Raw genomic sequence first — 22,798 nt, forward strand, 5'->3', positions numbered from 1 at the left:
CGGGTGCCGCGTCCGGCTCTTCCGGGCGCGGCACCCGGAGCACCCTCGTCCCTCATACAAGGAGACCCCGCCCGTGTTCCGTTCCACCCTGAGACGGGGAGCCGTAGCCGCGTTGTGCACGGCGTTGCTCCCGCTCGTCCCGGCGGCCTCCGCGTCCGCCGCTCCCGGGCCGCCCGCCGCGCCCTCGGACGCGAAGCTGGCCGCGGAGCCCGCCCGGCACGACCTGACCCGCGAGCAGTTCTACTTCGTGATGCCCGACCGGTTCGCCAACGGCGACACCCGCAACGACCGGGGCGGGCTGACCGGTTCGCGTCTTGAGACCGGGTACGACCCCACCGACAAGGGGTTCTACCAGGGCGGCGACCTCAAGGGGCTGACGAACAGGCTCGACTACATCAAGGGGCTCGGCACCACCGCCATCTGGCTCGCCCCGATCTTCGAGAACCGGCCCGTCCAGGGCACCGGCAAGGACGCCTCGGCCGGATACCACGGTTACTGGATCACCGACTTCACCCGGGTCGACCCGCACTTCGGCACCAACGCCGACCTGACGAAGCTGATCGACAAGGCCCACGGCAAGGGCATGAAGGTCTTCTTCGACGTCATCACCAACCACACCGCCGACACCGTCGACTACGCCGAGAAGACGTACGGGTACAGGCCCAAGGGCGCCTACCCGTACCTCGACCGCGACGGCCGTCCCTTCGACGACGCGGCGGGCATGGCGAAGACGGACGCCGACTCCTTCCCGTACAAGCCGGTCGCGGGCGGCGGCAAGACACCGGCCTGGCTCAACGACCCCACGATGTACCACAACCGGGGTGACTCGACCTATGCCGGTGAGTCCACCACGTACGGCGACTTCTCCGGGCTCGACGACCTGTGGACCGAACGGCCCGAGGTCGTCTCCGGCATGGAGAAGATCTACGAGAAGTGGGTCCGCGACTTCGATATCGACGGTTTCCGGATCGACACCGTCAAACACGTCGACCTGGACTTCTGGACCCAGTGGGCCACCGCGCTCGACACCTACGCGGCCAGGCACGGGCGCGAAGACTTCTTCATGTTCGGGGAGGTCTACTCCGCCGACACCGCGATCACCTCGCCCTACGTCACCCAGGGGCGGCTGGACGCCACACTCGACTTCCCGTTCCAGGAGGCGGCCCGCCAGTACGCCTCGCAGGGTGCCCCGGCCTCGAAGCTCGCCGCCGTCTTCGGTGACGACTACCGCTACACCACCGACAAGGCCAACGCCTACGAGCAGGTGACCTTCCTCGGCAACCACGACATGGGCCGCATCGGGACCTTCCTCAAGCAGGACAACCCGGAGGCCGGGGACGCGGAGCTGGTGAAGCGGGCCCGGCTGGCGAACGAGGTGATGTTCCTCAGCCGGGGCAACCCCGTCGTGTACTACGGCGACGAGCAGGGCTTCACGGGGGCCGGGGGTGACAAGGACGCCCGCCAGACCATGTTCGCCTCGAAGACCGCCGACTACCTCGACGACGACGAGCTGGGCACGGACCGGACGCACGCCTCCGACGCGTACGACACGAAGCACCCGCTCTACCGGTCGATCGCCGCCGTGTCCGAGCTGACCGCCAGGAACCCGGCGCTGCGGGACGGAGTGCAGACCGAGCGGTACGCCGAGGGCTCCGTCTACGCCTTCTCCCGTACGGACCCGGCGCGCGGCGACGAGTACGTCGTGGCCACCAACAACGGCACGGCCGCGAAGACCGTCGAGCTGCCCACCGAGTCCGCCCGGATGGACTTCCGTACGCTGTACGGCGGTTCCGGTACGGTCCGCAGCGGCGCCGACAAGCGGATCACCGTCACCGTCCCGGCCCTCTCCAGCGTCGTGCTCCGCGCCGCGAAGCCGCTGGGCGCGCCCGCCGCGAGGCCCACGATCTCCCTGAAGGTACCGGCCGCCGGAGCCACCGGCACCGTCGAGCTGACCGCCGACGTGGACGGCGGCTCGCTCAACCGGGTCGTCTTCGCCGCCCAGACGGGCAACGGGAGGTGGACCACGCTCGGGTCCGCCGACCACGCCCCGTACCAGGTCACCCAGACCATCGGCAGCACGACCGCCGCCGGACCACCCCTGCGCTACAAGGCCGTTGTCGTCGACCGCGCCGGGCGCACCGCGAGCGCCCTCGCCTCCTCCACCGCCGGGCAGGCACCGCCGCCCGCGAAGCCCGTCGGCGTCGAACGCGACTACGCAGTCATCCACTACAAGCGCGCCGACGGCGACTACGACGGCTGGCAGGCCAGGTCCGGCGAGACCGCCGCGGACTTCGCCGGGCGCGACGCATACGGCGCGTTCGCCTGGATCAAGGTGCCGGAGGGCGCCGACTCCGTCCCGTACACCGTCGAGAAGGCCGGGACCGCAGACGGGCCGGAGCGGACCGTCGACCTCGCGAAGACCGGGCAGGTCTGGATCACGGAGGGGGAGGACGGGCAGGGCGGCACCGCGCCCGAGGGTGCCTACCCCGCCCCGGACACATCCAAGGCCGTTCTGCACTACTACCGGGCCGACGGCGACTACGACGGCTGGGGGCTGCACACCTGGACCGGAGCCGCAGAGCCCACCGACTGGGCCAAGCCGCTCCAGCCGGTGAAGAAGGACGCCTCCGGTCTCACCTTCGAGGTCCCGCTCACCGAAGGCGCCACCTCGCTCAGCTACATCCTGCACCGGGGCGACGAGAAGGATCTGTCCAGCGACCAGTCACTCGACCTGGCCACCTACGGCCACGAGGTCTGGATGCTCGGTGGCACGGCGGGATACCTGCTGCCGCAGACCGGCGGCGTCCCCGCCCCCGACCTCACCAAGGCCGAGGCGCAGTGGATCGACGCCGACACCGTCGTCTGGAAGGTGAAGACCACAGAGGCCACCAGCCAGCAGCTCGTCTACGCGGCGGGCGGCGGGATCTCCGTCGTCGACGGCGCGCTCTCCGACGAGGGCCGGTGGCTGCGGCTCAGCCCCTCCGCGCTGACCGACGCGCAGAAGGCGAAGTACCCGCACCTCAAGGACTACCCGGCGTTCACCGTGGACGCCCGCGACCGGGACCGGGTCCGTGACGCCCTGCGCGGCCAGCTGATCGCCACCCAGCGCGCGGCCGACGGAGCCCTGCTCGCCGCCACCGGGGTACAGAGCGCCGGGGTGCTCGACGACCTCTACGGGAAGCGGGCGAGCGGCGCCGCGCTCGGCCCGGTCTTCCGGCACGGCACGCCCACCCTCTCCGTCTGGGCGCCCACCGCCCGTACCGTCGCGCTCGAACTCGACGGCAGGGCCGTCGCCATGCGCCGCGACGACCGCACCGGCGTCTGGTCCGTCACCGGGAAGAAGAACTGGACCGGCAAGCCCTACCGGTACGTCGTGGACGTCTGGGCGCCCACCGTCCAGAAGCTGGTCACCAACAAGGTCACCGACCCGTACTCCACCGCCCTGACCACCGACTCCGCCCGCAGCCTCGTCGTCGACCTCGACGACGCGAAGCTCGCCCCCAAGGGGTGGAGCACCCTGCGCAAGCCCGCCGCCGTGCCGCTGCGCGACGCCCAGATCCAGGAGCTCCAGATCCGCGACTTCTCGATCGCGGACCTCACCTCCAAGCACCCCGGCGAATACCTCGCCTTCACCGACACCCGCTCCGACGGGATGAAGCATCTCAAGCAGCTAGCCGACGCCGGTACCAGCTATGTGCACCTGCTGCCCGCCTTCGACATCGGCACCATTCCCGAGAAGAAGAAGGACCAGCAGAAGCCGGGCTGCGAGCTGTCCGTCTACGCGCCCGACTCCGCCGAGCAGCAGGCCTGCGTGGCGAAGGCCGCCGCGAAGGACGGCTTCAACTGGGGCTACGACCCGCTGCACTACACCGTCCCGGAGGGCTCGTACGCCTCGGACCCGGACGGTACCCGGCGCACGGTCGAGTTCCGGCAGATGGTGCAGGGGCTCAACGGTGCCGGTCTGCGGACCGTCATGGACGTCGTCTACAACCACACCGTCGCCTCCGGCCAGGACGCCAAGTCCGTCCTCGACCGGATCGTGCCCGGCTACTACCAGCGGCTCCTGGAGGACGGCACCGTCGCCACCTCCACCTGCTGCGCCAACACCGCGCCCGAGAACACCATGATGGGGAAGCTCGTCGTCGACTCGATCGTCACCTGGGCCAAGGAGTACAAGGTCGACGGCTTCCGCTTCGACCTGATGGGACACCACCCCAAGGCCAACATCCTGGCCGTCCGCAAGGCTCTCGACGCCCTGACCACCGCCAAGGACGGCGTCGACGGGAAGAAGATCATCCTGTACGGGGAGGGCTGGAACTTCGGTGAGATCGCCGACGACGCCCGCTTCGTCCAGGCCACCCAGAAGAACATGGCCGGCACCGGCATCGCCACCTTCTCCGACCGGGCCCGCGACGCCGTGCGCGGCGGCTCCCCGTTCGACGAGGACCCCGGCGTGCAGGGCTTCGCCACCGGCCTCTGCACCGACCCCAACACCTCCACCCACAACGGCACGAAGGCCGAGCAGAAGGCCCGGCTGCTGCACTACCAGGACCTGATCAAGGTCGGGCTCACCGGCAGCCTCGCCGGATACACCTTCACCGACAGCTCCGGCGCCACGGTCAAGGGCTCCGACATCGACTACAACGGGGCCCCGGCCGGATACGCCGCAGCCCCCGGCGACGCGCTGGCCTATGCCGACGCCCACGACAACGAGACGCTCTACGACACCCTCGCCTTCAAGCTCCCGGCGGACACCCCGGCCGCCGACCGGGCCCGGATGCAGGTCCTGGCCATGGCGACGGCCACCCTCTCGCAGGGCCCCTCGCTCTCCCAGGCGGGCACCGACCTGCTGCGCTCCAAGTCCCTCGACCGCAACTCCTTCGACAGCGGCGACTGGTTCAACGCCCTGCACTGGGACTGCCGCGCGGGCAACGGCTTCGGCCGGGGACTGCCCCCAGCCGCCGACAACGAGGCCAAATGGCCGTACGCCAAGCCGCTGTTGACCAACCCGACGGTCAGCCCCGGCTGCGCGCGGATCAACGGCGCCTCGGCCGCGTACCGGGACCTGCTCACCATCCGCGCCACCGAGAAGGACTTCGGCCTCGCCACCGCCGGACAGGTGCAGTCCGCGCTCTCCTTCCCGCTCTCCGGCAGGAACGAGACCCCGGGAGTGATCACCATGCGGCTCGGGAAGCTGGTGGTCGTCCTCAACGCCACCCCCGGCACCACCACCCAGAAGGTCCCCGCCCTGGCGGGCCGGAACTACGCCCTGCACCCCGTCCAGGCTGCGGGCGCGGATCATACCGTCAAGAAGGCGACCTACGGACGGAGTTCGGGAAGTTTCACCGTTCCGGGACGCACAGTGGCGGTGTTCTCGGCACGCTGACCGGAACAGGTCTACCGTGAGGCCAGCCGCCGGGGAGAGTCGCAACATCACCCTCCCGGGCGCCCTTCCCACTCCACCCGGCCGGGTCCCGGCCCCGAACCCGTACGCACCGGCAGCCGCGCCGTCGGCCCCGGTGCCGTACCGGGCCCGGGGGCCGGGCCCCGGCCTCTCCACCTGTTCAGCGACGGTGACGATGGTGAGCTACATCCCCGAGGAGACCACGAGCTTCGTCGGACGGAAGACGGAGCTGGGCCGGATCGAGCACGCCCTCGCCACCCGTCGGCTGACCACGCTCACCGGCTCGGGCGGGGTCGGCAAGACCCGGCTCGCGGTCCGCGCGGCCGGCCGCGCGGAGCCCGGATTCCGCGACGGCGTCTGGTGGGCCGACCTCGCCCCGCTGCACGACGACGGACTGCTCCTGGCCACCGTCTCCGACGCGGTCGGGCTCAGCGACCACACCCTTCGGATGCCCATGGACGTGCTCTGCGAGTGGCTCGCGGACAAGCGGCTGCTGCTCGTCCTGGACTCCTGCGAACATCTGCGTTACGCCTGCGCCCACCTCCTCGGGGAGATCCTCACCACCTCACCCGGACTCACCGTGCTCGCCACCAGCAGACAGCCCCTCGGCATCAAGGGCGAACAGCTCGTCGAGGTGGACCCGCTGCCCGTCGACGGCGCGGCCGACGCCCTCGAACTGTTCAGGGCCCGGGTCGCCGCGGCCGCCCCGGGCACCCGGTTCGACGAACCGGGCACCGCGGAGGCGGCCGCCGAGATCTGCCGACGGCTGGAAGGCATCCCGCTCGCCATCGAACTCGCGGCGGCGGGCACCGGCAGGCACACCGTCGAGCAGATCGCGCTCCGGATCGGCTCCCGCCTCGACCTGCTCGCCGACGACTCGATCCGCCCGCAGCGCCACCGCACCCTGCGCACCACCATCGGCTGGAGCCACGAGCTGTGCACCCCGCTGGAACGGCTGCTCTGGGCACGGGCCACCGTGCTGCGCGGCGACTTCGACGAGGCGACCGCCCGCGAGGTCTGCGCCGGGGGACCGCTCACCGGGGACGGGGTGGCCACGGCGCTGCGCGGCCTGGTGGCCAAATCGGTCGTCGTGCGCGACGGCGCCCGCCACCGGATGCTGGACACCATCCGTGAGTACGGCCGGATGTGGCTCGCCGAACTCGGGGAGGAGCGCGCCGCGGCCGACCGGCACGCCGCCTGCTTCCTGCAACTGGCCCGCAGCGCCCACGCGGGCTGGACCGGCGACGACCAGATCAGCTGGTACCACCGCATCGCCGACACCCACGCCGACCTGTGCGCGGCCCTGGACCACCTGCTCACCCACGACACCGCCGCCGCCCAGGAGATGGCCGGCCGGATCGGCTTCTTCTGGTGCTGCTGCGGCCACCTGCCGCAGACCCGCGACTACGCTCAGCGCGCCCTGGACGTCGGCCCGGCACAGGGCCCGCACCGCACCCGGGCCCTGTGGGTGCTCGGCATCTGCGTGATGCTCCAGGGCGACTACCCGGCCGCCGAGCGGATCGGCAAGGAATGCGTACGGGCGGCCGCGGAGGACGGGGCCGACGAGGGCGTCCTCGCCGCCGCGTACCTGCGCGGCCTCACCCATCTCATGGTCGGCCGGCCCGAACTGAGCCTGCGCGAGGTGGACCGGGTGCTGCGCAGCACAGAGGCCGGCACCCCGCTCGAATCGACCTACCGGCTGCGCTGCCACCTGATCACCGTCTTCGCCCTCACCGGCCTCGGCAGGCTGGACGAGGCAGCCGAGGCCGCGATCGTCCTGCGCGCGGCCTGCGAGGCCATGGACGAGTGCTGGACCCGCAGTTACGTCGACTACCAGCTCGCGTTGATCGCGCTCCTCCAGGGCCGGGCGGAGGCGGCCGCCGCGCACGCCCGGTCCATGCTGACCGGCAAGCACCGGCTCCGCGACAGCTTCGGCATCGCGCTCGGCCTGGACATCCTGGCCGCCGCGGTCGCCGCCCAGGGCGAGGGCGCCCACGCCGCCCGGGTGTACGGCACCGGGCAGCTCTACTGGCGGATGGTCGGCCACCCGCAGCGCGGCACCCCGGAGCTGGGCCCGCTGCGTGAGGCCTGCGAACGCCAGGCGCGCGAGGCCGTCGGTGACGCCGCCTACCAGCGGGCCTTCGACCGGGGCCGGGCGGACAGCGCGGAAGCGGGTCTGGCGCTCGCCCTCCACGGGGAACTGCTCACTTAGAGGGCCCTCCAAGGGCCTGTACGGGCGGGAAACAGGAATCTGACAGCTTGCTGACATCCTCTCCCTATCCTCCACCCCATGCGATTCCTCCCTAGCCCGTTCCCTCGGCCGTCCCTCCGTCCGCCGCGGCGCATCACCGCGGTGGCAGCGGTGGCGGCGACCATGGGCATGTCCCTGCTGGCCACGGCCCCCGCTCACGCGGCGGAACGCCCCGCGGCAGGCCCGGTGGCCACCCACCGGCAGGCGGTCACCGCGGCACAGCAGCGGTCGGTGCTCCAGTACTGGACGCCCGAGCGCATCGCCGCGCTCACCACGCCGACGTCCGGCAACCCGCCCACCGCTGGCGCCGACGGCGCGCCCTGGACCACCGGGGGTGCGCTGCCGGGGACCGTCGGGCGGCTCTTCTTCACCGACCACGGCGAGGACAGCAGCTGCACCGCCACCGTGATCCGGAGCGCCAACCGAAGCACCGTGGTGACCGCGGGCCACTGCGTGAACAACACCGACCTGCTGGGCGAGGACAACCAGTGGGCGGCCAACGAGATGTTCGTGCCCGGCTACCACGACGGTCAGGCGCCCTATGGCAAGTTCGTCGGCCGCATGGGCGTCGTCGGCTCCACCTGGCTGGCCAACGATCAGCAGCACGCGGAGACGTACGACTCCTACGACCAGGCGTTCGTCGTGCTGAACACGGACGAGCGGGGGCGGCGGCTCCAGGACGCGGTCGGGACGGCGCAGAGGATCGGCTTCGACCGGCCCGGCGACGTGCCCGGCGACTCCTTCGGCTACCCGCGCGCCAGTGCTGACCCGGCGCGCGAGGGCCTGCCCGAGTACACCGGTGAACGTCTCGCGTACTGCTCGGGGACGGCCAGGGAATACCCCGGCACGGTCGAGTTCCCCGAGCCGCCCGGTCTGTTCGGCCCGCCGTGCGTCATGGGCGGCGGCTCCAGCGGCGGACCGCGGATCACCGGTCTGAACCCGGTGACCGGTGTGGGCACCGTGGTCGGAGACAACACGCAGAGCGCGTTCTTCGAGACCGATGGCGCGCCCTGCGCCGATTCCTCCCACGACGGCTGCGTCCGCCACCTCGTCGGTCCGCAGTTCAGTACAGCGATCACCGAGCCGCTGTACGACCGGGCCCAGCGGGCCTGAGTGCCGAGCCGCGTGGGCAGCCGCCCACCGCTCACAAGCCATCGCAATGACCGATATCTACGATCCGCATGGGTGAGGCCGATATGAAACGTGGACGCAACCGGCGTACGAAGTTGCTGCTCGCCGCGCCCCTGACAGCCTGTGCTGTGTGCTTCACCTCGACACAGGCGTTCGCCGCCGCCGACGGGGCCCGTACTGAGCCTGCGCGGCACGGGGTGAGCGAGGTGCGTTACAACCTGGGCGACAAGGCTTTCCCGCCGCCCAAGTCCTCCGGATACGTGGGCGACAACGAGCTGAACGGGGCTGTCTACTACCCCGACGACATTTCCACCGGCACCCACCCGCTGATCATGATCGAGCACGGATTCTGGGACACCTGCGCCGATGCCGAGGCCTCCAGGTCGCTCACCGCCGCGCAGGCCGCGCTGGCGGAGGACGAGCGGAGCGGTGACACGGCCGACGCGGCGAAGCAGGAGGCGATCATCGAGGCGGCCTCCGAGCGGCTGTCGGCATGGCCGTGCGCACCTGGGGTGCGGCAGATCCCCAGTTATCTCGGGTACGACTACCTCGGCCGTGATCTGGCGAGCCGGGGGTTCGTCGTCGTCTCCGTCGGCGCGAACGGCATCAACTCGACGTCCGAAGGCCAGGCCGACACGGTCTATCAGGAGCGCGCGGCACTGATCAACGCCCAGCTGCGCATGTGGCGGAAGCTGTCGTCGACCGGCGAGGGCCCGCTGCGTGGCAGCTTCGTCGACGCCAGGTCCGGACGTCCCTCATCGGTGAACTTCAAGAACCATGTGGACATGCGGAACGTGGGGCTGGTGGGGCACTCCATGGGCGGCGGCGGAGTGATGCAGGAGATCGCCGACAGCAGCCGTGCCGCATGGCCCGAAGGCGTCTCCGTCAAGGCCGCGTTCGCTCTCGCGCCCACCGCCACCTGGGACGTCGAACTCATCACCAAGACGTCTTTCGCGGTGATGTGGGGCACGTGTGACCAGGTGAACACCGGAGAGTTCTTCGACTGGAACAAGGACGACAACAGCGCACCGATAGCCCAGTACACGGTGCGCGGCGGTGTTCACGACTTCTACAACAAGCAGTGGTCGCCCAGCAGCGGTCAGGTCGGCGCACATGACGACGCCGTTCCCGGCAGCAAGCCGGGCACCTGCGAGTCCCAGTTCCCCGGGGCCACCGCCCTCCGAACCGATCAGAAGGAACTCTCGGAGCAGCGGCAGCGTCGGATCACCAAGGATTACGTGGGCGCCTACTTCGCTGCCCGCCTGCTCGGCCGGACGCGGTACGAGCCCTACCTGACCGGAGAGAAGCCGTTCCCCGGGACGGGCGGTGTCGTCAGCACCCGATTCGACGGGGGCGTCGGCTGAGCGCTTCGCGGACCTGGTCGGTGGCCGGGCGGGAGTGAAGTCGGGCCGGTTGCCGTGATTCCCGCTTGTGCGCGTTCCCCGGGGCGGGAAAGGGTGGGGGCGTACCGTGTCTTCCCTCCCCGCCCTGTCCAGGAGCCCCGCTATGCCGCAGATCACCGTCGACTACTCCGCCGAGCTCGACGACACCTTCGACCGGGCCGGTTTCACCGGCGCACTGCACCCGCTGATCGCCGAGACGGTCAGCACGAAGATCACCGCCTGCAAGACCCGCTTCCGCCGGATCGAGGAGACCGTGGTGGCGGACGCGCCCGAAGGCGACGCGCTCGTGCACATCGAGATCGCGCTGCTGGCCGGCCGCACCCCGGAGACCAAGGCCCGGCTCACCGAATCGGTACTGGAGCTGCTGGCCGCGCGCATCCGGCCGACCGACGGACTGGCCCTGCACCTCTCGGCCGAGACCCGCGATCTCGACCCCTCCTACCGCAGCGCCTGACCGGGACAGCCCTTAGGGAAGCCGCTGCGGGGGCACGGCCGGTACGGCGGGCGCCAGCGCGGAGAGCCGCACCAGCAGGTCTCCGAACGGCCCGTCCGCCGGCTCCTGCGCGAGGACCCACAGCACGATGCCCGCCATCTCCTCGTTGTACGCGGCGCTCACGGCGGTCAGCGCCGCGAAGTCGTGCACGAGCTGCAACTCCAGCTCGGCGCGCGGGATATGGCGCCCGTCCAGCCAGATCAGGGCCGTTGACTCCGCGAGCGACACCCAGGACCTGACGGCCAACTCCAGCCTGGCCGGAGGCTCCTCGACCCCCAGGTGGGCCAGGATCTGCTCGCAGGCCGCCTGCCGCACCCCGTCGATCATCGCGTTCGCCTTCGACGAGCCCACGGCCGGGCCGCCCCGCATCAGGGCGGCGAAGCCCGGTCCGTGCTCGTCGACGAAGTCGAAGAACCGCCCCATCACCCGCAACAGCCGGGCGCCCAGGGGGCCTTCGTGCGGCTCCAGGAACCGGGTCGCCAGCTCGTCGGCCGCCCGTCGCAGCGCCGCCTCGTACAGGCTCTGCTTGCCCGGGAAGTAGTGGTAGACCAGCGGCCGCGAGATCCCGGCGGCGGCGGCGATCTCGTCGATCGAGACCTCGTCGGGGGAGCGGTGGCTGAACAACTCGAGCGCGACACCGATCAACTGCTGCCTGCGCTCCTCGACGCCCATCCTGCGCCGCACCCCGGTCGTCATGGGGAACAGCGTACCGACCGGCAGGTCCGGCCTCTGCCTACAGGTCCAGTACCAGCCGCTCGCCCCGGCACCGGGACACGCAGAGCAGCATCGAGTCCGCCCGCTCCGCGTCGTCGAGCAGTTCGTCCCGGTGGTCCACCTCGCCCTCCAGGACGCGCTGTTGGCACGTACCGCAGAAGCCCTGCTCGCAGGAGTACGAGACGTGCGGCAGCTCCGCGCGGACGGCGGCCAGCGCCGACTGGCCCGCCGCGACCCGGACCGTGCGGCCCGAGCGGCGCAGCTCCACCTCGAACGGGGCGGAGCCGGTGGCGTCCGGGGCGGCCGCGGTGAAGCGTTCCAGGTGCAGGGTGCAGCCGGCCGGGAGCGCGGCGGCGACCGCGTCCATCAGGGGCTGCGGACCGCAGCAGTGCACCGCCGTGCCCGGCGCCGCGTCCGCCAGCGCCGAGGCGATATCCGGGTGGCCCGCCTCGTCCTGCGGTACGACGGTGACGCGGCCGCCGCCCGCGTCCAGCTCCGCGATCTCCGCCAGGAACGGCATGGTCGCCCGGCTGCGGCCTCCGTAGAGCAGCCGCCAGTCGGCTCCGGCGGCGGCGAGCGCCCGCAGCATCGGCAGTACCGGGGTGATCCCGATGCCGCCCGCGACCAGCACGTACGCGGGGGCGTCCGCCAGCGGGAAGCGGTTGCGTGGACCTCGGATCTCGACCTCGTCACCCTCGCGGAGCCGCTCGTGCACCTCTCTGGAGCCGCCCCGGCCGTTCTCGTCGAGCCGGGTCGCGACGGTGTACGTGCCGGCGTCGGCGGGGTCGCCGCACAGGGAGTACTGACGGACCAGACCGGACGGCAGCACCAGGTCCAGATGGGCGCCGGGCTCCCAGCGCGGCAGGCCGGAGCCCTCCAGGCGGAGCAGCACGACCCCGTCCGCGGGGGTGGACCGCTCGGTGACCGTCAGCCGCCTGCCGGTGGTCGAACGGCGCTGCGAGTGACCGGATATGGGCTCGTCGAGGGCCGGCAGCGGCCACAGCGGGGACGTCTCTATGCGGCGGCGCATCGCCCGCTTGGCGAGCAGTGCGGCGGCGGCCACCACGACGACGGTGCGCGGCCGGGGGAGGGGCAGGGGCATGGTCAGCCGGCTTCCGTCGTACGGGCCTCGGCCGCGACAGCGGCGGGCGAGCGGTTGAGGTAGTCGACGGCCTGCGCCGTACTGCCCTCCTGCGAGGGGTGGTACGCGCGGCTCAGGTAACGCGGTATGGACCGCAGCATCGACGGGGTGCTGGGCAGGGTGCCGCGCCTGCCGCTGCGGTAGAACTGCCCGAACGAGGCCTTGCCGTCCAGCAGGCTCGGGTCGTTCTCCATGAAGAAGCGGGCGCCGCGCTGCCAGAGGAAGGCCAGTGCGGAGAACGCCGTCGCCCAGGTCCGCACCCGTCGCCGGTAACCGCCGTCGACATGCATGAACACGTCGAAGGCGACAGAGCGGTGCTCGACCTCCTCCGCGCCGTGCCAGCGCAGCAGGTCCAGCATGGTGGGGTCGGCGCCGCGCCGGTCCAGCTCCTCCGCGTTCAGGACCCAGTCGCCGAGGAACGCGGTGTAGTGCTCGATGGCCGCTATCGTCGCCACCCGCTCCATCAGCCACCACTTGCGCGTCCGGCCCGGCGGCAGCGTCCGGTCCCCGAGCAGCTTCTCGAAGAGCCAGTCGACCTGGGCAGTGTACGGGGTCGGGTCGAGGCCGAGCTCCCTCAGGTGCGGGAGTACGTCGTCATGGGCCTGGGAGTGCATCGCCTCCTGCCCGATGAACCCGATGACGTCCTCGCGCAGTTGCTCGTCGTGTATGTACGGAAGCACCTGGCGGTAGACGTGGATGAACCAGCGTTCCCCGGCCGGAAGCAGCAGATGGAGCACGTTGATGGTGTGCGTGGTGAACGGATCGCCCGGTACCCAGTGCAGGGGCGTCCGGTCCCAGGCGAAGGAGACCCGTCGGGCCTTGAGCGCGATCCGTTCCGACGCGACCGCCGCAGGCTGCGTGTTAGACATGTTGTCAATGTACTGAGGGGTAGGCCCGGGGAACAGGGGCCTGCGGCGAATTCCCGCACCCGTTCCCGGCCGGCCCTCACCGCAGGGCCCCGACCTGACTTCCGTCTCTCAGCCGCCCGTTCAGCCGTGCCCGGTCACCCGCTCCGGCGGGCACCGCGAGCAGCCGCCCCCGCGCGCTGCCCGTCACCCCGCCCGAGGTGGCCAGCGAGGTGAACTGCTCGCTGCCCGCCGCGAGCACGTACCACCGGCCGCCGCGCGACTTCCACAGCACGCCCGCCAGCACCCTCGGGGTGCGCTTCCCGCACGCGGGCGTGTCCTCTGAGCGCGCCGCGACGGCCCCCGCCGGACGGCTCCCGGACGGTCGCGCGGAGGGCGCCTGGAACTGGGCGAGCACCAGGCTCCCGGTGCCCCGCCAGGTCTCCGCCCGGGTGCACAGCCACCGGGCGGCGCCGTCGCCCTCGGGCAGCGACTGCGTCGCGTACATCCAGGAGTTGACCGAGCGCACACCGTGCGAGCGCACCGACGGGAGCAGGCAGGCGGTGCGCGCCCAGCTCTCCAGCTCCGGCCGTCCCGTCACGTCGTGCGGCTCCGCCGGCGGTCCCGAGGTCAGCCGGGCCGGGGCGAGTTCACCGAGATCCGTCACCAGCCGGTCCGTCGTGCCGTCGGACAGCTCGACCGCGTCCCAGGACCGGCAGCCGCCCGTGGACCCGGTACCGGCCAGCGCGTCGGTCACCCCGTCCGGGGTGCGGTGCAGCGGGCGCGGCGCCCGGTCCGGGGAGAGCAGGTCCCGCAGCGACGCCCTCCGCACCCAGGGCGCCGTCAGATAGCGGACCCGGCCCGCCGCGCGCTCCACGACCAGGGCGCCCGCCGATGCCCCGTCCGCCCCGTCGACCCGGGCGAAGTCGAGCGCCGCGCCCTCGGACGGATCGGCGTTACGGGGCTCCGCGTACCGCACGACGCGCAGTCCGTCGTAGAACAGCACGACGGCCGACGCGCCCACCTCGCCCGCGTACAGCAGCTGCGGGGCCCCCATCGGAGGGCCCATGGGCGTCCGGGGCGTCGCTGACGTCCGCACTCCGCCGCCCGGCCGGGCCCACACCGTCAGCGCCCGCCGCAGCAGCCGGACGTCCTCCGTGCGGTCGCCCCGGGTGGGCCACGCGGTGAAGTCGGTACGCGGTGAGCGCCGCCAGAACGTCGCGGAGACCACCCGCAGCGCCCCCGGGTCCAAGGCCTCTTCCGCCGCCGGATTGCGTGCGTACGGGGGCGCGGCCGGATCCCCGCGCCCCCAGCCGCCGCCCGGCAGCCCGAGCAGCGTCCCGCACACGGCGGCCGCGGCGACGGCGGCCAGCGCGGCCCGCGCGTATCTGCGTCGGCGCGGCAGGTCCGGCGGCCTGGCCTGGAGCGAGCACGGGTCGAACTCGGGTGATGCCAGCAGCGCGTAGGGGGCGTCGACCCCGTCCGCCTCCCGCAGGGCCGCGTGCGGATCGGCCACCCCGGCGGCGGCCAGCTCCCGCCGGACCTCGCCGTCCGCGAGTGACTCCAGGCCGCGCAGGACGAACGCGGCGCGCGCCGGTCCGCGGAGCGCGGAGAGCCGCTGCCCCAGCGCGAGTTCATCGGCTCCACCGGAGTGCGGGAACAGCCGCAGCCCCCAGACCAGCGGCAGGGCGGGCGGCAACTGGGCGCGCTGCGGCCACCACCGCCGCGGCAGCTCCGCCGCCAGGGCGCCGCGCAGCACCCGCCGCCGGACGGAGGCGTAGTCGGGCCCGGCCGCCACCGCCGTACGGCTGGAACGGCGTGGCAGCGGGAGGCCCGCGCCCTGCGCCGGAGCGGCCCGGCGCGCGGCCTGCAGGGAGCGCTGGGCCAGGGCGTGGGCCGCCAGAACGCGCCGGGAGCGGCTCAGTGAGGGCGGCAGGACGAGATAGCCGAGCCGGACCAGTCGCGGGTAGTGCTCGACGAGCGAGGCCTCGGCCTGCTCCGCATCGACCGGGGCGGCGGCTGACGGTACCTCTGGCAGTGGGCGCACGTTCAGCTGAACGAGCGAATCGTGCGATGGTCACCCCGGGCCGGGCGCCCGGGGGCGGCCTCCTCCCCGCCCGGGACCTCGGGCGAACCCGCCCGGGACCTCAGGCGAACCGGGCCAGCTGGGGATCGACCGGGGCCGCCGTCATCCGGTTGGCCAGGGTCGACATGGTGTAGGCGCCGATCCCCAGGACCACTTCCAGCGCGTTGCGGGAGGTGTAGCCGTGGGCCAGGAACGACTGGAGGGTGTCCTCGTCCACGGCCCCGCTCGACTCGACCGCGGCGACGGTGAACCGGCGTACCGCCTCAAGCCGTTCGTCGGGGAGCGGCAGGGGGCTCTCGCCGCGCAGGGCGGCGATGAGCGCGCCGTCCGCGTCGAGGGCGGTGAGCTTCGCGGTGTGCATTGCCACGCAGAGGTGGCAGTCGTTGCGGGTGGCCATGGTCATGATCACGACCTCCCGGGAGAGCTGGTCCAGGGTGGTCGACTCGAAGAGCGCGCTCATCTTCAGGAAGCCGTTGAGCAACTCCGGTGAGGAGGCGAGCAGGGCGACGCCGGTGGGCAGGTAGCCCTGTCTCGCCGTCACGGCCGCCATGGCGGGGCGGGACGCGGCGGGGGCGGTCTCTGGGGTGTGGTCGGTGAAGACGGATGCGGGCATGGCTGACCCCTCGCGGTAAACTCGACAACGTGATTGACGAAAAGGTAAACCAGGTTGTCGAGTACCGCAATGGCTGAGCGCACCGGAGGGGGCTCGCGGGATGCCGCCGGTACGGGCTTCGAGCTGCCCATCCTGCTGTTCGCCGGCTTCCGGTCGATCATCGACGACCTCCACCGCGAGCTGGCCGGGCAGGGCCACCCCGGACTGCGCCCCGCCCACGGCTACGCACTCCAGGCGGTCGGCCGTGACGGGGCGACCGCCAGTGAGATCGGGCGACGGCTCGGCGTCTCCAAGCAGGCGGCCGGGAAGACCGTCGACAGGCTCGAAGGCCTCGGCTACGTCGAGCGTGCCGACGATCCGCAGGACGGCCGCCGCAAGGTCGTACGGCTCACCCCGCGCGGGATCGACGTGCTGACGCGGTCCGCCGCGGGCTTCGACCGGCTGCGCGCCGAATGGGTCCGGGTGCTCGGCGCGGAGCGGGTCGCGGCGCTGGAGGCCGACCTCCGCACGATGGCCTCCGCGGAAGCCTTCCGGCTCGACGTGGCGAGCTGGATCAACAGCTGAACGAGTCAGCGGGTCAACGGTCGACCGAATGTGCCGAGCACTTGGACTTTACGCACGAGAGATAGGACGTATCTGGCAAGCACCCTTCCCGGAAGCCACTCCGTGCGGCAGCATGCACGCGTCGGTACCCAAGAGATCCGACCACTCGTGGTCGAGAATGGCAGGGAACGATGGCACGACGCACCCATGTGCTCAGCGCGCTCGCACTGGCGGCCGCCGCCGCGCTCATCCCCGTACAGGCCACGGCGCAGCAGTCGGCGCATCCCGCCACCCCCTGCGGCGCACCCGTGAGACCCGCTTCGCAGATGAAGGTCGAGGCCTGCGACACTCCGGACCGGATCATCGAGAAGGCCGCGAACATCGTCCCCACGACGGGGCAGCTGGCCTGGCAGCAGCGGGAGGTCACCGCCTTCACGCACTTCGGGATGAACACCTTCACCGGCCGTGAATGGGGCTCCGGCACCGAGGACGAGAAGCTGTTCGCGCCGAAGAGCATCGACGCCGACCAGTGGATGCGCGCCTACAAGGCCGCCGGCGTCAAACAGGTCATGCTCACCGTCAAGCACCACGACGGCTTCGTCCTCTACCCGAGCCGCTACACCGACCACTCGGTCGCCCTCAGCCCCGGCAGCCCCGATGTCGTCGCCCTCTATGTGAAGGCCGCCCGCAAGGCGGGACTGAAGGTCGGCCTCTACCTCTCGCCCTCCGACGGCGCCGAACTCCCGCACGCCTGGCACGCCGACTGGGTCGACAAGATCGGCGCCAAGGAGGCCGCCGGCGAGACGCTGAGCCTGCCCGAGCGGATGGCCCTGGAGGACGGCGACCGCGCCCCCGCCGGCCAGGGCCGCTTCGGCAACGGCAGCGCCGTCACCGAGCGCACCATTCCCACCCTCGTCCCCGGTGACGACCGCGCCGCCCGGGTGAAGAGCGGCAAGCTGCCCACCTTCAAGGTGAAGGCCGACGACTACGACGCGTACTACCTCAACCAGCTCTACGAGATCTTCACCCAGTACGGCCCGGTCGAGGAGCTCTGGCTGGACGGCGCCAACCCCTGGTCCGGCTCCGGCATCACCCAGAAGTACGACGTCAAGCAGTGGTTCGACATGGTCAAGGCGCTCTCGCCCAACACCGTCGTCTTCCAGGGCCCGCAAGGCGTCCGCTGGGTCGGCAACGAGTCCGGCGTCGCCCGCGAGACCGAGTGGAGCGTCACCCCGCACACCACCGACCCGTGGACCGGCCTCGGCAGCCTGCCCAACGACTCGACCGACCCCGACATCGGTTCCAGGAGCAGGCTCCTCGAACCGGGCGTCAACTACCTCCAGTGGTACCCGGCCGAGGCCGACGTCTCCAACCGCCCCGGCTGGTTCTACCACCCGGAGGAGAAGCCCAAGACCCCGGCGCAGCTGATGGACCTGTACGAGAAGAGCGTCGGCCGCAACGCCTCGCTGCTGCTCAACGTCCCGCCCGCGCCCGACGGCCGGATCGCGGACGAGGACGTCACCTCGCTGACCGCCTTCGGGGCCGGTCTGCGCCGGGTCTACGGCACCGATGTGCGCAAGAAGGGTCCGGGCCCGTACACCTTCGACCGGGTCGCCGTCCGTGAGGACATCCGGCACGGACAGCGGGTGGAGAAGTTCGCCGTGGAGGCCCGGATCGACGGGACGTGGCAGCGCATCGCGGACGGCACCACCATCGGCCACGAGCGCATCCTGCCGCTGCCCGAGGCCGTCACCGCGACGGCGGTGCGGGTCAAGGTCCTGGAGACCAGGGCGAAGCCGTACCTGGGCGCGACGACCCTGCACATCGCCGCCGCGCCGGACAAGCCCTAACCGCGGTCGAGATACGCGAGTACGGCCAGAACGCGGCGGTTGTCGTCGTCGGAGGGCGGCAGGCCGAGCTTCCCGAAGATGTTCGAGGTGTGCTTGGCCACCGCCCGCTCCGTGATCACCATATGGGCGGCGATCGCCGCGTTCGAACGGCCCTGTGCCATCTGTTCCATGACCTCCTTCTCGCGCGGCGTCAGCCCGCCCATCGGCTTGTCCTGCGAGCGCCGCGAGAGCAGTTGCGAGATCACCTGCGGGTCCATCGCGGTGCCGCCCGCCGCGACCCGGCGGACCGCGTCGATGAACTGTTCGGCGTCGAAGACCCGGTCCTTGAGCAGATAGCCGATGGCGCCGTTGCCGTCCGCCAGCAGCTCACGCGCGTACAACTGCTCGACGTGCTGGGAGAGCACCAGCACCGGCAGGCCCGGTCTGGCGCGCCGGGCCGCCAGTGCGCACTGGAGCCCCTCGTCCGTGTGGGACGGCGGAAGCCGGACGTCGACCACGGCGACGTCCGGCTGCAACTCGGCCAGGGCCCGGGTGAGTTCGGGCCCCGTCTCGACGGCGGCCGCGATCTCGAAGTCGTACGCCTCCAGCATGCGCACCAGGCCGTCGCGCAGCAGGAAGAGATCTTCGGCTAGGACAACTCGCAAGGGATCTCCATGGTCACCATGGTGGGACCGCCCGCGGGGCTGCTGACGGCCATGATGCCGTCGAATGTACCGAGTCGGCGTTCGACTCCGCTCAGGCCCGAGCCCGATCCGGTGGTCGCACCGCCCTTTCCGTTGTCCGTGACGGAGATCCGCAGCATGTGGTCGCCGTGGTGCAGGTCCACCCAGATCCGGTCCGCGCCCGAGTGCTTCGCGGCGTTCGTCAGGATCTCGCTGACCGCGAAGTACGCGGCCGACTCGACCGGCGCCTCCGCGCGGCCGCTCAGCTCCACCTCGACCTCGGTCCCGATCGGCATCCGCAGCGCCAGCGCCTTGACCGCGTCACCGAGCCCGCGCTCCGCCAGGACCGGCGGATGGATGCCCCGCACCAGATCACGCAGCTCCGTGAGCGCCTCCGCGGACGACTCACGGGCCATCGCCAGCAGCTTCTTCGCCTGCGCCGGGTCCTTCTCGACGAGCGCCTCGACGGTGCCCAGATTCATGCCCATGGCGACCAGCCGGGCCTGCGCGCCGTCGTGCAGATCGCGCTCGATGCGCCGCAGCTCGGAGGCGGCGGTGTCGACCGCCTCGTGCCGGGTCTCGGTCAGCCGGTCGATGCGCAGGGCCAGTTCCTGCTCGTGCGTGGGGGCCAGCACCGAGCGGGCGATCGCGAAGTGCGCGTGCAGCAGCCGCTCGCTCAGCAGCACCCCGGCCCCGAAGATCACCACGCCGAGCGCGGCGGCGGCGAGCGCGGTCGCCTGGCTGTCGACGGGCACGAACCCGTACCAGTACCGCTCGTCCGTGTAGACCCGCCACAGCCCCGCCGCCAGGACGAAGCCCTCCAGCGGGTAGATCATCAGTACCGCCGCGAGGATCGACACGACATAGCCGGCCGTCATGTCGACCAGCAGCCACCACATGTCCCGCCAGGTGGCCGGGTCCTTCAGTATCAGCGTGGTCCGCTCCACCTGCCCGGTGAACCCGCTGCGGACATCCTCCGGGAACGGCCGGTACGGGACCGGGATCCGGACGTCCGACCAGGTGATCGCCAGCAGCCGACGCTGATTGGCGTGCTTGCGGACCGCCGTCATGACGTATGGGGTGGTCACCAGGCCGATGCCCACCGGGACGAGCGCGATGGAGACCACCGCCAGCACGAACAGCGTGACCGACCCCACGATCGACGCGAACGACAGCACCAGCCCGCGCCCAGCGGCCAGCAGTGCGGCCCTTGTCCGTCCGCGCGGCGTGTTCATATCGGTCCCTCTTCTCTCGCCGGCACTCCTGGCGGCCCCGGTCCGCACACAGTCTGACGCCTCGGGCGGCCCGGCCGTCAGCCGCTCTGACACCCGGCGGGGGTGTACCCAGCACCACCCCCGCGGCCTCGTCCTACGTCGCGGGGGAGTGGGTGTTCCAGCGGCTGGGGCGGCGGTCCCCGGATCCCTAGATTCGAGGTGTCTCGACAACCGGTCCTTCCACCGGTTCTTCCACCGGTTCTTCCAACGACTCTTTCAGGGGGCGAACACGCCATGAGGCGTAATCTCGCGGCACGTATCGGTGTGTGGAGCGCACACCACCGAAAGACGGCCATTCTCGGCTGGCTGCTCTTCGTCGTGCTCGCCGCGGGCATCGGCGGTGCGTCGGGCATGGTCGAGATGACCGACGCGGAGAACGGTGCGGGCGACTCGGCGCGGGCCGAGCAGATCCTCTCCGACGCCGGCCTCAGCCACCGGGCGGGCGAGCTGGTCATGGTGTCCTCCGAGCGGCCGGACGGCTGGCGGACCGCGGCGCGGGAGCTGGCCACCGCGCTCGGGAAGACCGGTGAGGTGACGGGCCTCAAGGCCCCGGTCCCGGCCGAGAACGGCAAGGACGCACTGATCACCTTCGAGATGAAGGGGGACGCCGCCACCGCGTCCGACCGGGTGCAGCCCGTCCTGGACGCCGTCGAGGGGGTCCAGAAGGGGCAGCCGGACGTCACGGTCCACCAGTTCGGCGACGCCAGCGCCGGGAAGTGGCTCGGCGACCTGCTCTCCGACGATTTCAAGAAGGCCGAGTTCACCGCCGTACCCCTGGCCCTGGGCATCCTGCTGGTCGCCTTCGGAGCCGTCGTCGCGGCGCTGCTGCCCGTAGGGCTCGCGCTGACCGCCTGCATGGCCGCCTTCGGTCTGCTCTCGCTCGCCAGCCACCAGCTGCACCTGTTCCAGACCACGTACTCCGTGATGTTCCTGATGGGCTTCGCCGTCGGCGTCGACTACTGCCTCTTCTACCTGCGGCGCGAGCGGGACGAGCGGGCCGCGGGACGCGACGCCGAGACCGCGCTGCGGATCGCCGCGGCGACCAGCGGCCGGTCCGTCCTGGTCTCCGGGCTGACCGTGATGGTCGCGATGGCCGGCATGTTCCTGTCCGGGCTGCTCCTGTTCAAGGGCTTCGCCGTCGCCACGATCATCGTGGTCTTCATCGCCATGATGGGCTCCGTGACGGTACTGCCCGCCCTGCTGTCCTGGCTGGGCGACCGGATCGACGCCGGTCGCGTGCCGCTGCTCAACCGGCGGAGCAAGCGGGGCGCGAAGAAGGAGAGCGGCCGGATCGCCGGAAAGCTGCTGCGGCCCGTGCTGTCCAGCCCGAAGTTCTTCGCCGCCGCCTCTGTCGTCGTCCTGCTGGTGCTCGCCGCGCCCGCCCTCGGCATGAAGACCGAGTCGCTCGGCCTGGAGAAGCAGTTCGGCTCGCACTCCGAACTGGCCGTCGCCTACCGCCACATCAGCGAGACCTTCCCCGGCGGCCCCGCCCCGGCCCAGGTGGTCGTCGAGGCCGACGACATCGAGGCCCCCGCCGTACGCAAGGCACTCGACGGCTTCGACAAGGTGACCGTCCACCGGGCGCAGAACGTCGCGGAGATCGAGGTCCCGATGGAGCGCGGGAAGGCCGATCTGACCGAACTGCGCGAGCACCGGCTGCCCGCCGCCTTCGACGGGACGGGCGCCCGCGCCTATGTGACCGGTGAGACCGCCGGGTCCGTGGACTTCACCGCCCAGCTCAAGAGCGGCATCGCGCCCGTCTTCCTCTTCATCGCCGCGGTGACGTTCCTGGTGATGCTGTTCTGCTTCCGCAGCTACGTCATCGCCGTGACCGCGATCCTGCTCAACCTGCTCTCGGTGGCCGCCGCCTACGGAGTGATGGTCGCCGTCTTCCAGCACGGCTGGGGCGCCTCGCTGATCGGCTCCGAGGGCGTCGGCGCGATCGAGTCCTGGATGCCGCTCTTCGTGCTCGTCGTCCTGTTCGGGCTCTCGATGGACTACCACGTCTTCGTGGTCTCCCGGATCCGCGAGGCCCACGGCCGGGGCCTCGCCACCCCGGCCGCGATCGACGAGGGCATCCGCCGGACGGCGGGCGCGGTGACCGGCGCGGCCGTGATCATGGTGGCGGTGTTCGCGGTCTTCGGGACGCTGTCCATGCAGGACATGCAGCAGATGGGCGTCGGCCTGGCCGTCGCGGTGCTGCTGGACGCGACGATCGTCCGGATGGTGCTGCTGCCCTCCGTGATGGCGCTGCTCGGTGAGCGGAACTGGCGGACCCCGCGCGGACTGTCCCGGCTGCCCGCCCTGGACCACAGCGAGCCGGAGCCCGGCCCGGCGCCTGACCCGGTGGGCGCGGTGCGGCACGGCTGACACCCGGCGGAGCAGAGC

15 protein-coding genes are annotated in these 22,798 nt (G+C 71.7%); 8 read left to right on the forward strand and 7 right to left on the reverse strand.

The genetic code is table 11. The features are described from left to right. The first annotated feature begins 73 nt into the window (after window positions 1-73). The 5 genes from pulA (at window position 74) to RLT59_RS28570 (ending at window position 10,643) form a co-directional block, all read left to right on the forward strand. Window positions 74-5,386, forward strand: coding sequence for a pullulanase-type alpha-1,6-glucosidase (pulA, locus tag RLT59_RS28550; RefSeq protein WP_311306042.1), 5,313 nt, complete (start codon window positions 74-76; stop codon window positions 5,384-5,386). Window positions 5,387-5,579: 193 nt separating this feature from the next. Then, window positions 5,580-7,616, forward strand: coding sequence for an ATP-binding protein (locus tag RLT59_RS28555; RefSeq protein WP_311306043.1), 2,037 nt, complete (start codon window positions 5,580-5,582; stop codon window positions 7,614-7,616). A 78-nt stretch (window positions 7,617-7,694) separates the two neighbouring features. Continuing rightward, window positions 7,695-8,768, forward strand: coding sequence for a trypsin-like serine peptidase (locus RLT59_RS28560; RefSeq protein ID WP_311306044.1), 1,074 nt, complete (start codon window positions 7,695-7,697; stop codon window positions 8,766-8,768). 68 nt (window positions 8,769-8,836) lie between these two features. Continuing rightward, a complete protein-coding gene (locus RLT59_RS28565; protein ID WP_311306045.1) occupies window positions 8,837-10,150 on the forward strand; it encodes an alpha/beta hydrolase in 1,314 nt (437 codons plus the stop codon). A gap of 142 nt (window positions 10,151-10,292) precedes the next feature. After that, on the forward strand, window positions 10,293-10,643 hold the full coding sequence (locus tag RLT59_RS28570) for a 5-carboxymethyl-2-hydroxymuconate Delta-isomerase (protein ID WP_311306046.1): 351 nt from the start codon (window positions 10,293-10,295) through the stop codon (window positions 10,641-10,643). 12 nt (window positions 10,644-10,655) lie between these two features. Here RLT59_RS28570 and RLT59_RS28575 read toward each other — a convergent pair whose 3' ends face one another. The 5 genes from RLT59_RS28575 to RLT59_RS28595 form a co-directional block, all read right to left on the reverse strand. Then, window positions 10,656-11,378, reverse strand: a complete 723-nt coding sequence (locus RLT59_RS28575) for a TetR/AcrR family transcriptional regulator (RefSeq protein WP_311306047.1) — start codon at window positions 11,376-11,378, stop codon at window positions 10,656-10,658. 37 nt (window positions 11,379-11,415) lie between these two features. Next, window positions 11,416-12,492, reverse strand: a complete 1,077-nt coding sequence (locus tag RLT59_RS28580) for a PDR/VanB family oxidoreductase (RefSeq protein WP_311307893.1) — start codon at window positions 12,490-12,492, stop codon at window positions 11,416-11,418. Window positions 12,493-12,500: 8 nt separating this feature from the next. After that, the gene (locus RLT59_RS28585) at window positions 12,501-13,406 is read right to left on the reverse strand and encodes a metal-dependent hydrolase (RefSeq protein WP_311306048.1); all 906 of its coding nucleotides are present in this window, start codon (window positions 13,404-13,406) and stop codon (window positions 12,501-12,503) included. A gap of 76 nt (window positions 13,407-13,482) precedes the next feature. Next, window positions 13,483-15,429: a hypothetical protein gene (locus tag RLT59_RS28590; RefSeq protein ID WP_311306049.1), complete on the reverse strand. Its 1,947-nt coding sequence runs from the start codon at window positions 15,427-15,429 to the stop codon at window positions 13,483-13,485. Between the two features lie 100 nt (window positions 15,430-15,529). Continuing rightward, window positions 15,530-16,081 (reverse strand): carboxymuconolactone decarboxylase family protein, encoded by a 552-nt coding sequence (locus RLT59_RS28595; protein ID WP_311306050.1) that lies wholly within the window; start codon window positions 16,079-16,081, stop codon window positions 15,530-15,532. 69 nt (window positions 16,082-16,150) lie between these two features. On the opposite strand from RLT59_RS28595, the gene RLT59_RS28600 reads away from it, so the two are divergent. Further along, window positions 16,151-16,645, forward strand: a complete 495-nt coding sequence (locus RLT59_RS28600) for a MarR family winged helix-turn-helix transcriptional regulator (protein ID WP_311306051.1) — start codon at window positions 16,151-16,153, stop codon at window positions 16,643-16,645. A 170-nt stretch (window positions 16,646-16,815) separates the two neighbouring features. Next, complete coding sequence (locus tag RLT59_RS28605; protein WP_311306052.1) at window positions 16,816-18,474, forward strand: alpha-L-fucosidase; 1,659 nt, start codon at window positions 16,816-16,818, stop codon at window positions 18,472-18,474. Here RLT59_RS28605 and RLT59_RS28610 read toward each other — a convergent pair. Beyond that, window positions 18,471-19,118: a response regulator transcription factor gene (locus RLT59_RS28610; RefSeq protein WP_311306053.1), complete on the reverse strand. Its 648-nt coding sequence runs from the start codon at window positions 19,116-19,118 to the stop codon at window positions 18,471-18,473. The two genes, RLT59_RS28605 and RLT59_RS28610, sit on opposite strands and share 4 nt — an antisense overlap. Further along, window positions 19,103-20,371 carry a sensor histidine kinase gene (locus tag RLT59_RS28615; RefSeq protein ID WP_311306054.1) on the reverse strand — a complete coding sequence of 423 codons (1,269 nt, stop codon included), beginning with the start codon at window positions 20,369-20,371 and terminating at the stop codon, window positions 19,103-19,105. The genes RLT59_RS28610 and RLT59_RS28615 overlap by 16 nt, the downstream gene beginning before the upstream one ends. 273 nt (window positions 20,372-20,644) lie before the next feature. Here RLT59_RS28615 and RLT59_RS28620 point away from each other — a divergent pair, with 273 nt between their 5' ends. Continuing rightward, window positions 20,645-22,780 carry an MMPL family transporter gene (locus RLT59_RS28620; protein WP_311306055.1) on the forward strand — a complete coding sequence of 712 codons (2,136 nt, stop codon included), beginning with the start codon at window positions 20,645-20,647 and terminating at the stop codon, window positions 22,778-22,780. Window positions 22,781-22,798 lie beyond the last annotated feature (18 nt).

Source organism: Streptomyces sp. ITFR-6 (genome assembly GCF_031844725.1).
Lineage (GTDB): Bacteria > Actinomycetota > Actinomycetes > Streptomycetales > Streptomycetaceae > Streptomyces.